The sequence below is a fragment of the Paenibacillus alba genome (assembly GCF_013204855.1).
In the GTDB taxonomy this organism is placed as follows: domain Bacteria; phylum Bacillota; class Bacilli; order Paenibacillales; family NBRC-103111; genus Paenibacillus_E; species Paenibacillus_E alba.
Map to the genome: position 1 here is coordinate 39,023 of NZ_JABMKZ010000008.1, position 13,502 is coordinate 52,524.

A 13,502-nucleotide genomic window follows, 5' to 3' on the forward strand; every position below is an offset into this window, starting at 1 on the left:
TTTAGCAAGAGAGAGGGTTGTAAAGACAATGAAAAAAAAGTTAACTAGCATGCTAACGGCAAGTGTCGCGCTTGCGTTGGTGGTTTCAGGCTGCTCGAGCACAAAAGAAAGCGCAACCAAAACGACGGGTGCCTCGGCCACAGAGACAACCAAAGCGGCAGAAAGTAAATCGACCAGTCCTGTTGAAATTACGTTTTGGAATATGTTCGGTGGTGGCGAAGGCGATTTCGTGGACCAAATTATTAAAGGCTACAATGATTCTCAAAAGGAAGTGACTGTCAAGCAGCTCCGCCTAGAATCCAATGAGTATTATGCGAAGCTCAGCACCGCTCTTTCTTCCTCCAAAGGGCCTGATGTGGCAGTAGCTCACGTTGACCGCATCTCGCCGTTCGTAAAAGCGAAGCAAATCGTACCGGTCGACCAGCTAGCAACAAAGGTCGGATTTGATTTGAAACAGATTTCAGATTCCAATATCAAAAGTGTTTCTTATGATGGCAAGCCTTATGCCGTGCCGTTAGATACACATTTCCATATGTTTTATTACAACAAGGACTTGTTGAAAAAAGCGGAGCTGTTGAACGATGATGGAACGCCTAAGCTAGGCGAGCTTACACCGGAAGGATTCAAAAAAACATTGGCCCAAATTCATGCTAAAGTGCCCGATGTACAGGCGCTTGCGGTGAATACCCCATACTTCCAAGAGCCTTTCCTGAACTTGTATTATGAAGCGGGCGGCGATTTGTTGAATGCCGATTTAAATAAAGCAGCCATTAACAATGATAAAGCGCTTAGCGTATTGAAATTTTATATGGATCTGTACAACAACAAATACAGTGATTTGAATGACAAAACCCCTTGGGATTCGTTCCACAGCGGGAAAGCGGCTCTTTGGTTCGGCGGCGTATGGGAAGCTGGACTCTTGCTGAATGATAAAGCGCTCAACATTGGCGCCATGCCGCTGCCAGCTATTTTCGGCAGTCAGACGCATTGGGCAAGCTCTCATTTGCTCGTCGTTCCATCCTATGTTACGCCTGAGAAACAAGAGGCTGCTGCGAAGTTCATGAAGTATTTCTCTGAAATTGGCGGAAAAACGTGGGGGCAAGCAGGACATGTACCGGCTAACAGCGTGGTTACCAACAGCGATGAGTACAAAAAACTGCCGTATCGCAACTTCTTTATCGAAGCTCAAAAAACGGTGAAATTCGCGCCAAAAACCGATAAATATACGACAATTATTACGACGGTATCAGAGTCGCTGCAAAATATTATTTTCAGCAAGCAAACGCCTGAAGAAGGTCTGAAGGTAATGGAGAAGCAAATCAACGATATTATTGCGAATTAAGTTAATCAGCAAGACAGCAAGAAGCGGGTGCAGCTCCCGGTTTAGGAAGACGGCAGCTTCACCCGTGCTATGGATAAAGATACAAGGAGAATAACCATGGAGATTAATGTGAAAGAGCGCGAAAGGACATTGATCCTCCGCAAACCATTTTCATTACGTTTCGTTACTGAATTGAAGGCTATCCTCTATCTGCTGCCGTTCCTCATTCCGTTTGCCCTATTTTATCTCTGGCCGGTGTGTCGCGGAGCTTGGATGAGCTTGCATGTGTGGGGCATTCAGGGCATGCAGAAGTATGTTGGCTTGGCCAATTATAAAAAGATTTTCACCGATCAAAACTTTTACTTGTATGTGTGGCACTCCTTTTATTTTGTTCTTATCTGTGCACCCTCGGTCATCGTGCTAGGACTCGTTTTGGCGCTTATCATTAATCAAAATATTCGGTTTCGCACAGCAATACGCTCTATGTTTTTTCTGCCTTACGTGCTGTCCGTATCGGTTATCAGCTTTATCTGGCTTCGTTTGTTCGACTCCAAATATGGCCCGATTAACGCGCTTCTGAAGGTCATTGGGCTTCCTGGAGATATTCACTGGCTTACGGATAAACACTTTGTCTGGTGGGCAATCACGCTTGCGACCGATTGGTGGACAGTCGGGTTCGTCATGGTTTTGTTCCTGGCAGGATTACAAGAAATACCTACGGATCATTATGAAGCTGCGAAAATAGATGGCGCGGGAGCTTGGAAGCAGTTTCGGCATATTACACTGCCAGGCTTGTCGAGAGTCATGAAAATACAAGTTTTCTATCAAATTATTTCCTGCTTGAAGCTATTCGGGCAAGTACAAATCATGACTGGCGGCGGTCCAGGTGACACTACGAATACGATGATACGATATATTTATGTCACGGGTTTCAAAAAGGATATGTTTGGTCTAGCATCCGCACAGTCGATCGTATTTTGCGTGATCATGCTGCTGATCGCCGTTATTCAATTTAAATTAACAGAGAGTAAAGATTGACGGAGGATGAACAATGAAACCAATCGCACTTAACGTCATCGCCGTGGTGCTTGCCCTTGTCTTTATTTTTCCCCTGATCTGGATGCTGTTGGTGTCGCTTAAACCGGACGGTGTCTATGTATACACACTTCAGGACTGGTTGAAATTTACAGATCTAAATATGGCTAATTATGTTAAAGTTCTGAAGGATTCGCAAATATTGAGGTGGACCTGGAACAGCTTCACGATCGGCGTGATAACAACGATTCTTTCCTTATTTTTCAGCTCATTAGCAGCTTTTTCCTTTTCCAAATTAGCCTTTAAATCCAAAGGCTTGTTCTTTCTGCTCATTGTTTCAGGCTTGCTTATTCCAACTGAAGCGATCCTCATTCCGCTTTATGAAACGACGCTGCATCTGAAACTTATCGATAACATCTGGGCGATTATTCTACCGGGATTGACGAATCCCATAGGTATTTTGCTGCTAAAGCAGTTCATGGATGGCGTTCCAAAGGACTACATTGAGGCAGCACAAATTGACGGATGCAGGAATTTTGGGCTGTGGTCACGGATTTGCTTGCCGCTTACGAAATCGGCGATGGTCTCCGTCGGTATCTTTTACTTCATCTTATCGTGGAACAATTTCCTGTGGCCGTATTTGTCGATTACTTCGCAAGAGAATATGATTCTCTCAGCAGGACTGCCAACCTTTTTGTCGAATAATACGATGTCCTTGAATCTCATTATGGCAGCCAGCGCGATTGCGGCGATACCAACTATTCTGGTTTTCGTACTTCTGCAGCGTCATATCGTGCAAGGTGTGGCTATGTCAGGAATTAAAGGGTAAATGAAAGATCCTCTAACGTAGAAAGGGTTGTTGCGATGACCCCAGCAGCAGGAAAACCTAACAAATCGAAGTGGAATCGCTACATATCATGGATGAATATATGGACGAGCAGCATACGCTACAAATGGATGCTGCTTTTATTTCTGTTTTCCTTAACGCCGCTGCTCGCCATGGGTTTTATGTCATTTTCGATCTCCAAATCAACGATTAATAAGAAGGTGACGGAGTACTCGGAACAATTATTGAGGCAAACAGCCGAAAATATCGACACTCGGCTAGGGATATATAAAGATATGATGATGCAGGTCGTAGGCAACAACGACATCGTCTCGATGCTGCGAGTCCTAGATCGAACAGATGCTGCGCAGTATGATCTGGACTCTCTTTCACTGACGACGAAGCTTTCAACGATCATAGCGATTAATCAGGATTTGCAGTCGATCTCCTTCCTGTCTCCGAAGCATTACATTAAAGGTATTTATCGCTGGAACGACCGCTCGAATGAGAAAGTTTCACCGTTCCTTCGGACGTTGGAGGATGGGAGCAATTTTCGCTGGTTTCCAACCCGCCTGGGTACGTATGTAGACAGTTTGAATTCGCAGAATGTCCATGTGTTCTCGTTGGCCAAACAAATTTATAAGACTTCTGATGATAGTCCGGTAGGCATCATTGCCGTGTTGGACATTCGCGAAGATGTGCTGAAAGAAATCGGCGATAAAACAACGAAGAACAACATGGATATCCAAAGCTTTGTTATTGACGGAAGCGGGCAAATCATTTCTTATCCTGACAGCCAACTCCTTGGCAAGAGTGTCAAACAGGTGTTAGGAGAAAGCGGTTACAGTCAAATATTTCGCACGCCTTCGGAGGAGTTGGCCTTTCCGCTCAAGCATGATGGTCAGCGGCTGATTGTGAATTATAAGAAATTGCATACGAACGATTGGATTGTGGTCAATGTGATCTCGGAATCATCGCTGTATAAAGATACCAATCGTCTGTTGCAAATTATTATGATTATTGCGTTGATCTGTATTCTGTTTTCGATCTTAACGGCCATGTTTTTGGCGAATTCGATTTCTAATCCAATTTTGAAAATGATCCGTCTGATGCGCCAGGTCATGTCGGGAGATCTTAGCGTTAGATTCAAGGCCAAACGGCGCAATGATGAATTTGATATCTTAGGCGAGAACTTTAATTATATGGTTGCCAGAATTGATGAGCTGCTTAAAGCGGTCTACGAAGAACAGAACCATAAACGCGTGGCAGAGTTGAAAGCACTGCAGGCCCAAATCAACCCTCATTTTCTATATAACACACTGGACATTATTAAATGGACAGCCTTGTTGCAGAAAGCAAATAATGCCGCAGAAATGGTTAGTCTGTTGTCCAGGCTGCTCCGTATCAGTTTAGGCAAAGGCGAAGAGACGGTTACGGTGGAAGAAGAGATTGAACATGTGCAGTGCTATCTGGGCATTCAAAAATTCAGATTCAACTTCCATATTGAAACGTTCGTGTATCTGGATGAGGATGTTCGCACACTCCGAACGCCGAAACTGATTTTGCAGCCGATTGTGGAGAATGCCATTCTCCATGCTTTTACGCAGCGGGAATCAGGCGGAGAGATTCATATTCGTTGTAGCCTGCAGTCCGGGGGCGGCATCAGGTTTGAAGTAGCGGATAACGGCTGCGGGATGGAGCCATCTCTTGTAAAGAGCTTTCGTACACATCAAGAGACATCCGGTGAAAAGCTCGGTGGCATCGGTTTATCGAATGTAGATGAACGCATCAAACTGATCTGTGGTAAAATGTATGGCTTAGACATTCAAAGTGAACTTGGAACCGGTACGCGAATCGGTATTCGGCTTCCTTATGTGGAGTAGGTGGAGATTCATGTTTAGCGTAGTGATTGTCGAAGATGAATATATTGTCAGGTATGGGATTCGGTCTATGATCGAGTGGGAAAAGATAGGGTTAAGCGTTATTGGGGAAGCATCCAACGGACAAGAGGCCCTTGCGCTTATCCGCCAGGAGCCGCCGGATATTTTGATTACCGATATCAAAATGCCGATCATGGACGGGATTGGTTTAATTTCAGAAGTGCGTAAATTTAGCCCCAACATGAAAATCCTGATTCTCAGCAATTTGGAGGATTTTCAATATGCGAAGGAAGCGATCCGCTATGGGGTTTCGGAATATTTAATCAAGTCGGATATGATGCCGCGAGATTTCGAACAAGCCTTGATGAAGGTGAAGGAAGCCTTAGAAGAGGCATCTCCCAACAGGGAAGAGAAGCAGTCGGCAAGCGCCCAGCCATTATGGAAAGAGAAGCTGCTGCTGGATCTTGTCGAAGGTTCAGGGACAGAACAGTTAAGCGTGCAGAGCTCTATTGAAAGTTTGGGACTTCTGGAGGCCAAGCTGCCGCTTTATGTGCTGCATATTGGGAAAAACGCTTTGCAGCTGGGTATTACGGAAGGGCAATCCTATATACGAAGTGCGTTGGATCGCGTTGTGGCGGCGGAATATGGGGCTAGCTACGAAGTGTTCCCAGATAGACTAGGCGAAATGAATGTGCTTTTATTTTCGCGGAAGGCTCAAGACTTGAAGGCAGTGAGGGAAATCGCGCAATCGCTTCTTACGTATCTGTTAGATAACTATGAAATGCTTTGTACCATTGGGGTCAGCAGAGGCATCATGGCTTGGACAGATTTGCACAATGCGCATGAGCAAGCTATGACCGCCGCTAAGTATAAAATGTTTATCGGCAGCGGGAAGGTGATTGTATATGGGGTGGATTACATTCCTGTGCAGAATCAGCAAACCGAGCCTATCAAGGTGAGTACGAATCACATACATTCGATGGTCTATGCGTTTCAATCCGAGGAACTGCAAGCCTATTTGGAAGAAATATTCGAGCATCTCGCTTCCCGCAAAGATTATGACATGGTACAAATCATCTCTTTGGAGCTCCTAATTATGTTGACGACCCTTTGGTCGGACGTTTCCAGCGATCAGCACAATATTCTTCATCTGAAAAAGCAATATTTTGACCAGCTAGCCAAATTGGAGACGATCCAGCAGAGTAAAACGTGGTTTCTGCAGGCTTTCGAAGAGCTTGTCGAGCACATGATTCACGTATATAACAGTGACCGCAACGGGATTATTAAGGCAGCCCAATACATACAGATGTATTATCATCAGGAAATTTCCTTGCAATCGATCAGTCAGCTAGTTCATTTAAGCAAAAATTACTTTGCCAACCTGTTCAAAAAAGAAATGGGTGAAAGCTTTTTGGAGCATTTGACACGCATCCGCATTGAGAAAGCGAAGACGCTGCTAACGGGCGAGCTCAAAACGGCGGACATCGGTCATTTGGTTGGGATTCAGGACCCGAAATATTTCTCCAAAGTGTTTAAAAAGATTACGGGGGTTTCCCCATCGGAATATCGGAATCGGACTAGAGGCGACGTCTAGTCGATTCCTTTCACATCCAGATTTGCAAACGCTTACTAAAATAAGTGTCGGTTATATAGAGAGGGGGTAACTGTTATGTTCAGGAAGTACCGAGCTCTGCCTCTATCCTTTATCGTTATGCTGGTGCTCACGGTCTCAGGTTGTTCGACCAGCCCTGATGGCGGCACCGAGCAAATGACCAAAAATAAACCCGCATCACTCGGGAATGAAGCTCCTGTGGAGATTTCATTTTGGAATCCTTTCGGCGGTGGTGAAGGGGATTTCGTCGAACAAATTGTTCAAAGCTTCAATGTTTCGCAGAGAGAGATTTTCGTCAAACAACTTCGTCTGGAATCCAATGAATACTATGTGAAATTGAGTACAGCACTTTCTTCCGGGAAGGGACCGGATGTCGCAGTTGCCCATGTCGATCGGATGTCACCGTTCGTTAAGGCGAAGCAGATTGTGCCGCTTGACGGTCTGGCAAGTGAAAACGGATTTGATTTCAAAGAAATCGAGGAGTCCAATTTGCGGAGTGTTAGCTTTAACGGCAAACCGTACGCAGTACCGCTGGATACGCATTTTCACATGCTTTATTACAACAAGGCGATTTTGAAAAATGCTGGTTTGTTGAATGAAGATGAAACGCCGAAACTTGGCGAGGCGTCGCCGGAGGGTTTCATTCGCATGCTGACGCAAATTCAAGCGAAAGTACCCGGTGTTCAGCCTTTCGCAGTGAACACCCCTTATTTTCAGGAACCATTCCTGAACCTTTATTATGAGGCAGGGGGTGAACTGCTCAATTCTGATATGTCGAAAGCAGCCATCCATAACGAGAAAGCGCTTAGCGTGTTGAAATTTTATCAGCAGCTTTACGCTAATCATTTGTCCGATTTAAACGATAAAACGCCATGGGACTCCTTCCATGAGGGGAAAGCCGCGCTATGGTTCGGAGGCGTGTGGGAAGCAGGACACCATCTCAGCGAGAAGTCATTGCCGATTGGCATTATGCCCGTTCCTCCCATATTCGGCAGCTTCTCGCATTGGGGGAGCTCGCACACGCTGGTGGTACCTGCCTATGTGTCCAAGGAGAAGCAGCGCGCAGCAATGGTCTTCATGAGATATTTCTCTGAAGTTGGCAGCAAGACCTGGGGACTTGCCGGACATGTGCCGGCGAATCGAGCTGTCCTGCAAAGCGAGGCGTATCAACAACTGCCCTATAGGAAGCTCTTTATCGAAGATCAGCATCATGTTAAATTTGCGCCGCAAACCGACAAGTATGCGACGATCTTTACAACGCTTTCGGAGGATCTCCAGAGCATCGTGCTGGGCGGGCTTGATCCGGAAGCAGGACTAGCAATGCTGGAGAAGAAGATCAACGATATTTTGGCTAATTAGTTCGTTGGTCTTATTCAGAGAATCCTTACCTTGCTTAATAGGTCATAAGTCACTATAATAGCATTATCGAAATCGCAGTGGCCATAAGAGTGTTTTTGTAATAGTTGTGTTTTGCTTTTGTTAAAAAGCTGAAACGTTGTCTATTGGCAAAAGCACTTTTTTATTTTTGATTGTGCAGTGAAATTTTCCAAAGAAAAGGACTGAATTAGCAGGTTAGGATTGCTAATCATCTATGGGATGATATACTTAGTATATTAACAAAACGGCGTTAGGGTGAATCAGATGGAAGTGCATTTATATGAACAGCTTTATAGGCATATTGTTCAAGAGATTCAAATTGGCAAATTGAAGCCAGGAGACCGTGTATCTTCTGAAAAAGAACTAGCCGAACAGTTTGGCGTCAGCCGTATCACGTCCAAAAAAGCGCTGGAAAAGTTGGCCGAAGCAGGGGTCATCAAACGCATTCAGGGAAAAGGGTCGTTTGTCGAGAATGGTACTACAGGGGGATTGGAGCAAAAGCGCCATTGGGAGGAACGAATAAGCAGGGTACCCGAAGAAAAAGGCAGACAGTTGATCGGGTTCATTATTTCGAATTTTTCCGACGAATTTGGCTTGCAGCTGCTTCGTTCGATGGAAAAGCAGAGCGCTGAGCACAAGTATGATCTGATTATCAAACGAACTTGGGGGAGCAGAGAAGAAGAAGAACGCGCTATCCATCTGTTGGGCAGTCTAGGCATCAAGGGCTTGATTGTGACTCCGATCCATGGCGAACATTATAATGAGGAGCTGCTTCGTCTTGTACTGGACAAGTTTCCTGTCGTATTAGTCGACAGATACTTGAAAGGAATTCCAGTTTGCTCGGTTTACACGGACAATAAAAAAGCCGCCAAGGAGCTTACACTTCATTTGATCGAGAAAGGTCATAAGCAAATCGCTTATTTGTCTCCGCCAGTGGAGAATACATCAACTTTGGAAGAACGGCTTTTCGGCTATACCTCAGCCTTCACCCAAGAAGGCTTGAAGCTAAACGAGGATTATTGTTTGACGAATTTAAAGGGTACCCTTCCCATAAATATGCATGGAACGGAAAGCGAAAGCGACAAAACTACGGTCAAGCACTTTTTGGAACAATACCCAGACGTAAAGGCATTCGTCGTCTCGGAATATCTGGTCGCAACAATACTGGCTCAGGTGATTGACACGTTAGGAAGATCGCTGGACGATTATGACATCGTATGCTTCGACTCATTGAACGATCACTTTGGGAAGCCGATATTCACGCATATTCAACAAGATGAGAAACGAATGGGCGAAGAAGCCGTGCGTTTGCTTGTCTCGCAGTTAAGCGGAGAAGCTGTCCCCGAACAGCGAATTATCGAACATCGAATGATCGTGAAAAAATAGCCGGCAGCGGCAGCGCAATAGCGGTTGAAAAAAACATGGGTTACGCTATGTTTTTTTTGTTTTTGTTTTTATGCAATATAAGGACATGATCCCTAGGAAGAAAGCTAAAATAGGCAGTTTTTGGGAAATTAATGTCGTGATATTGAAGTTGACGTGTTATGTATGTGTATATTAATATACTTAGTATATACAAGCATACTAATTAGTGGAAATGAGGTGGGTTTTCTCGACATAATGTAAACGCATACATACATAGTGGTACGTGAGATCAAGGTTCATTTGAGTTCATGCACATCTGATCCTTACAGGATGTGAGCTAGGTTTCACAGGAAGTTAAGTTGAAATAATAAAACCTACCTTAAGGGGGAATTATGCATGAGAAAATCACGGAAAATCGTATTTCCAGTATGGGTATCTGTACTCTCTATTTCAATTCTTGCAACCGCTTGCTCATCGACTCCAACAACTGGTGGTACGACTTCAACCAGCACCGCCACAGATGCTAAAGGGGGACAGGGCAGTGTATCTACTGTCACGATGTGGCATGGTCTTACATCCATCGATTTGGAAAATATGAATAAAGTTGTGAAAACATTTGAAGAGAAAAATCCTACGATCAAAATCAAAATGGTTTATACAGAGTCCTCTGAGGGCTCCGATCAGAAGCTGCTTACTGCGGTCGCAGGGGGTAATCCTCCAGACATTGCTTATTTCGACCGTTTTAAAGTTGGTTCTTGGGCTGCGCAAGATTCATTGACTGACTTATCCGCAATGGCCGCTGGAGCTGGAATTAATAAGGATTCGTATTATCCATTTGCTTGGGATGAGTCCAGTTATAAAGGCAAGTTATATGCCATTCCGTTAGGTACGGACTCTCGCTTACTCTTTTATAATAAAGATCATTTCAAAGAAGTCGGGCTTGACCCGAACAATCCGCCGAAAACCATTGCCGAGCTCGAAGCGGCTGCAGAGAAACTGACCAGTAAGGATGGCAAACGGTTCAAACGGATCGGATTTATACCATGGTATTCACAAGGCTGGCTGTACGGCTGGGGATGGTCGTTCGGAGGAGATTTCCAAAATAAATCAACAGGGAAGATCACTGCCAATGATCCTAAGGTCGTAGAAGCACTTCAGTGGATGACCGATTTCGGTAAAAAATACAATGTTGAGGATATTGCAGGATTCACAAGCGCAGCAGGTGCGGATGAGATGGACCCCTTCATCAGCGGGCAAATCAGTATGAAGATTAGTGGAAACTGGACGGTAGCGGGTATTAAGAAATTTAAACCGGATCTGAATTATGGCGTTACACCGATACCGACACCGACAGGAACTGACTTCACAACGTGGTCCGGCGGCATGTCTTTAATTATCCCTAAAGGGGCTAAGAACACAGAATCTGCTTGGAAGTTCCTTGAATTTCTAGGCAAAGAAGAAGGGCAATATTTGCTGAACGCTAATTCCGGCATGTCAGTTATCGATTCAGTTAACGCTAAATTCGGATACAAGGACGATCCCATTATGAAAGAGTTCGTCAGCATTCTTCCCAATTCACATAACCGTCCGGTCATACCTGAAGGACAACTGCTCTGGAATGAATTGGCTTCTGCAACGGAAAAGGCCACTCGCAGCAATGGCACCCCCAAGGAGAATCTCGACAAAGTGACGGAGACCGTAAATAAAGCGCTGGAAAAATATAATAAATAAGATATGCCATAGGCAGGGAGAGTCACTCTCTCCCTGCCTATTCGCGTAAGATTCGGAAGGAGGATGTAAATGGAAAAGCAAGTTGATTCTATTCATGCTTTAGGCACCAAGATCGTAAGAAAACAAAGATCATTTCGTCGGACTAACGTAATCGGGTGGATTTTTGCTTCACCTTGGGCTCTAGGTCTTATTTTCTTCTATGCCATTCCAATGTTCGCCTCGATCTATTTCAGCTTCACCACGTATAGCATTTTGCAGCCTGGTGAATTTGTGGGCCTGAATAATTATAAGGATCTCTTTCATGATCCCTTGTTCTGGAAATCTATTTACAACACGATCTATTTTGCCGTCTTTTTTGTACCTTTAAGCATATTGTTCGGTGTGTCACTCGCTATGATGTTAAATTTGAAGATCAAGGGGATGGCTGTATACAGAACGATCTTCTTCTTGCCTACCCTTGTGCCGCAGGTGGCTTTGGCTGTCTTGTGGATGTGGTTATTGCATCCAAACTTCGGTTTGGTCAATGGGATGTTAGCGAATATCGGTATCGATGGCCCCCCTTGGCTGGGTGGTGAATCGTGGTCTAAACCGTCCCTCATCCTTATGTCTCTGTGGGGGATTGGTCATGCAGTCGTCATTTACCTTGCTGGTTTAGGAGACATTCCCGATGAGTACTACGAAGCTGCGGAAATCGATGGGGCTAGTTGGTTTCAGAAAACGAAAACAGTAACTGTGCCTTTGCTAACTCCTGTTATTTTCTACAATTTGGTCATGGGAACGATTGGCGCGTTTCAACAGTTCACCCTCCCGTACACGATGACCAAAGGCCAAGGAACCCCAGCAAACTCCATGACATTTTACGTCATGTACTTATACGAGAACGGTTTTAAATATTTTAAAATGGGCTATGCTTCCGCCATGGCATGGATCTTGTTTGTTATTGTTATGGCATTAACTGCATTAATTTTCGTTTCATCTAAACGCTGGGTTCATTATCAAGGTAAATAAAGGAGGCAATAAAGGAATGAATCCTCTAGTTGTCAAAAAAATTAATCGAACTTTAGCCCATTTATGTCTAATTATTGCTTCATTTTTTTTCATTATTCCTTTTATTTGGCTGGTTTCAACTTCTCTTAAACCGCTCACACAGATCTTTACGTTTCCCCCAGAGTGGATTCCGCATCCATTTCAGTGGAGCAACTATGCCCGTGCGGTAGAATACATCCCGTTCTGGACATACTTGAGAAATACTGCGGTTATTACAATTGGCAGTACGCTTGGTGTGATCATATCTTGTCCCTTGGTAGCCTACAGTTTTGCCAAGTTGGAGTGGCGCGGTCGCGGCGTGCTGTTCTTCGTTACGCTTGCTGTTATGATGATTCCCGGACAAGTCACCATGATCCCCCTTTTCCTTTTGTTCACTAAAATAGGGTGGGTTGGAACATCTCTCCCACTCATTGTTCCGCAATTTTTTGGTGTACCGTTTTACATTTTCTTACTAAGGCAGTTTTTTCTTGGACTGCCCGACGCCCTGCGCGAAGCGGCCCGCATAGACGGTGCCAGTGAGTTCCGGATTTACTTGCAAATCATGTTTCCATTAGCCAAGTCCGCTGTTTTAGCTGTGGCACTGTTTCAATTTATGGGAAGTTGGACCGATTTCATTGGTCCGCTGCTCTATTTAACCAATGAGTCATCCTATACGGTCTCACTGGGATTGCAGCAGTTCCAAAGCCAAAAAGGTTCGGAATGGGGCCTGCTAATGGCCGTATCGACCTTGATGACATTACCCGTTATTGTGTTGTTCTTTTTTCTCCAGAAAACGTTTATTAATGGAATCACCTTTAGTGGTATAAAGGGTTAAATCATTAAATTAACGAGGCTGTCTCAAAAGTCGAAAATGACTATGAGGCAGCCTCTTCTGTTACCCCAAGCCTGTTGGCAAATTCCACTGGAACTAATACAGTGTTATCGGGTTTGGGAGGAGGAAAGGCTCCTTTGACTGGAGTTTATCCAGTGAAATGCAAAAAATCGCCTTGCAAGAGGCCGTAAACCCAATTTCTATTGGAATTATTACAGTGTTTTCGGATTTCGGAAGGAGGAAATGCTACTTTGACTGGAGTTTATCCAGTGAAATGCAAAAAAATACGCCTTCCTAGAGCCACAAGAGGCTGTATCAAAAGCCTGAAAGACCTTAGAGAATAGTAAAAAGATATCTCTTTTTGACAAAATGGAGGTACCACCCAACCATTTGAACAAAAGGAGAGATTTTGCTGTTGTCTATTGATTGAAACTGACTTGCATTTCAACAATGTTACTTTTGAGACAGTATCGTTGCGTTTGTGCAAAATGATATTG

At 44.4% G+C, this 13,502-nt stretch carries 10 protein-coding genes; all 10 read left to right on the plus strand.

Annotated features, from left to right (window positions below):
* The first annotated feature begins 28 nt into the window (after positions 1–28).
* The 10 genes from HQN90_RS13300 (at position 29) to HQN90_RS13345 (ending at position 13,008) form a co-directional block, all read left to right on the plus strand.
* Positions 29–1,342: an ABC transporter substrate-binding protein gene (locus HQN90_RS13300; protein WP_173218949.1), complete on the plus strand. Its 1,314-nt coding sequence runs from the start codon at positions 29–31 to the stop codon at positions 1,340–1,342.
* A 96-nt stretch (positions 1,343–1,438) separates the two neighbouring features.
* Positions 1,439–2,359: a carbohydrate ABC transporter permease gene (locus tag HQN90_RS13305; protein ID WP_173218952.1), complete on the plus strand. Its 921-nt coding sequence runs from the start codon at positions 1,439–1,441 to the stop codon at positions 2,357–2,359.
* 13 nt (positions 2,360–2,372) lie between these two features.
* Positions 2,373–3,185 (plus strand): carbohydrate ABC transporter permease, encoded by an 813-nt coding sequence (locus tag HQN90_RS13310; RefSeq protein WP_173218954.1) that lies wholly within the window; start codon positions 2,373–2,375, stop codon positions 3,183–3,185.
* 35 nt (positions 3,186–3,220) lie between these two features.
* On the plus strand, positions 3,221–5,065 hold the full coding sequence (locus HQN90_RS13315; RefSeq protein WP_173218957.1) for a cache domain-containing sensor histidine kinase: 1,845 nt from the start codon (positions 3,221–3,223) through the stop codon (positions 5,063–5,065).
* A 10-nt stretch (positions 5,066–5,075) separates the two neighbouring features.
* Positions 5,076–6,656 carry a response regulator gene (locus HQN90_RS13320; protein WP_173218960.1) on the plus strand — a complete coding sequence of 527 codons (1,581 nt, stop codon included), beginning with the start codon at positions 5,076–5,078 and terminating at the stop codon, positions 6,654–6,656.
* 75 nt (positions 6,657–6,731) lie between these two features.
* Positions 6,732–8,033 carry an ABC transporter substrate-binding protein gene (locus HQN90_RS13325; protein ID WP_173218963.1) on the plus strand — a complete coding sequence of 434 codons (1,302 nt, stop codon included), beginning with the start codon at positions 6,732–6,734 and terminating at the stop codon, positions 8,031–8,033.
* A 282-nt stretch (positions 8,034–8,315) separates the two neighbouring features.
* A complete protein-coding gene (locus HQN90_RS13330) occupies positions 8,316–9,437 on the plus strand; it encodes a GntR family transcriptional regulator (protein ID WP_173218966.1) in 1,122 nt (373 codons plus the stop codon).
* 375 nt (positions 9,438–9,812) lie between these two features.
* Positions 9,813–11,147, plus strand: a complete 1,335-nt coding sequence (locus tag HQN90_RS13335) for an ABC transporter substrate-binding protein (RefSeq protein ID WP_173218969.1) — start codon at positions 9,813–9,815, stop codon at positions 11,145–11,147.
* 69 nt (positions 11,148–11,216) lie between these two features.
* Positions 11,217–12,155: a carbohydrate ABC transporter permease gene (locus tag HQN90_RS13340; RefSeq protein WP_173218972.1), complete on the plus strand. Its 939-nt coding sequence runs from the start codon at positions 11,217–11,219 to the stop codon at positions 12,153–12,155.
* Between the two features lie 16 nt (positions 12,156–12,171).
* Positions 12,172–13,008, plus strand: coding sequence for a carbohydrate ABC transporter permease (locus HQN90_RS13345; RefSeq protein ID WP_173218975.1), 837 nt, complete (start codon positions 12,172–12,174; stop codon positions 13,006–13,008).
* Positions 13,009–13,502 lie beyond the last annotated feature (494 nt).

What these genes read in the sequence shown, in the direction of transcription:
- HQN90_RS13300 (WP_173218949.1), top strand. Translation starts at nt 29, where the DNA reads ATGAAAAAAAAGTTAACTAGCATGCTAACGGCAAGTGTCGCGCTTGCG.
- HQN90_RS13305 (WP_173218952.1), top strand. Translation starts at nt 1,439, where the DNA reads ATGGAGATTAATGTGAAAGAGCGCGAAAGGACATTGATCCTCCGCAAA.
- HQN90_RS13345 (WP_173218975.1), top strand. Translation starts at nt 12,172, where the DNA reads ATGAATCCTCTAGTTGTCAAAAAAATTAATCGAACTTTAGCCCATTTA.
- HQN90_RS13320 (WP_173218960.1), top strand. Translation starts at nt 5,076, where the DNA reads ATGTTTAGCGTAGTGATTGTCGAAGATGAATATATTGTCAGGTATGGG.
- HQN90_RS13340 (WP_173218972.1), top strand. Translation starts at nt 11,217, where the DNA reads ATGGAAAAGCAAGTTGATTCTATTCATGCTTTAGGCACCAAGATCGTA.
- HQN90_RS13325 (WP_173218963.1), top strand. Translation starts at nt 6,732, where the DNA reads ATGTTCAGGAAGTACCGAGCTCTGCCTCTATCCTTTATCGTTATGCTG.
- HQN90_RS13315 (WP_173218957.1), top strand. Translation starts at nt 3,221, where the DNA reads ATGACCCCAGCAGCAGGAAAACCTAACAAATCGAAGTGGAATCGCTAC.
- HQN90_RS13330 (WP_173218966.1), top strand. Translation starts at nt 8,316, where the DNA reads ATGGAAGTGCATTTATATGAACAGCTTTATAGGCATATTGTTCAAGAG.
- HQN90_RS13335 (WP_173218969.1), top strand. Translation starts at nt 9,813, where the DNA reads ATGAGAAAATCACGGAAAATCGTATTTCCAGTATGGGTATCTGTACTC.
- HQN90_RS13310 (WP_173218954.1), top strand. Translation starts at nt 2,373, where the DNA reads ATGAAACCAATCGCACTTAACGTCATCGCCGTGGTGCTTGCCCTTGTC.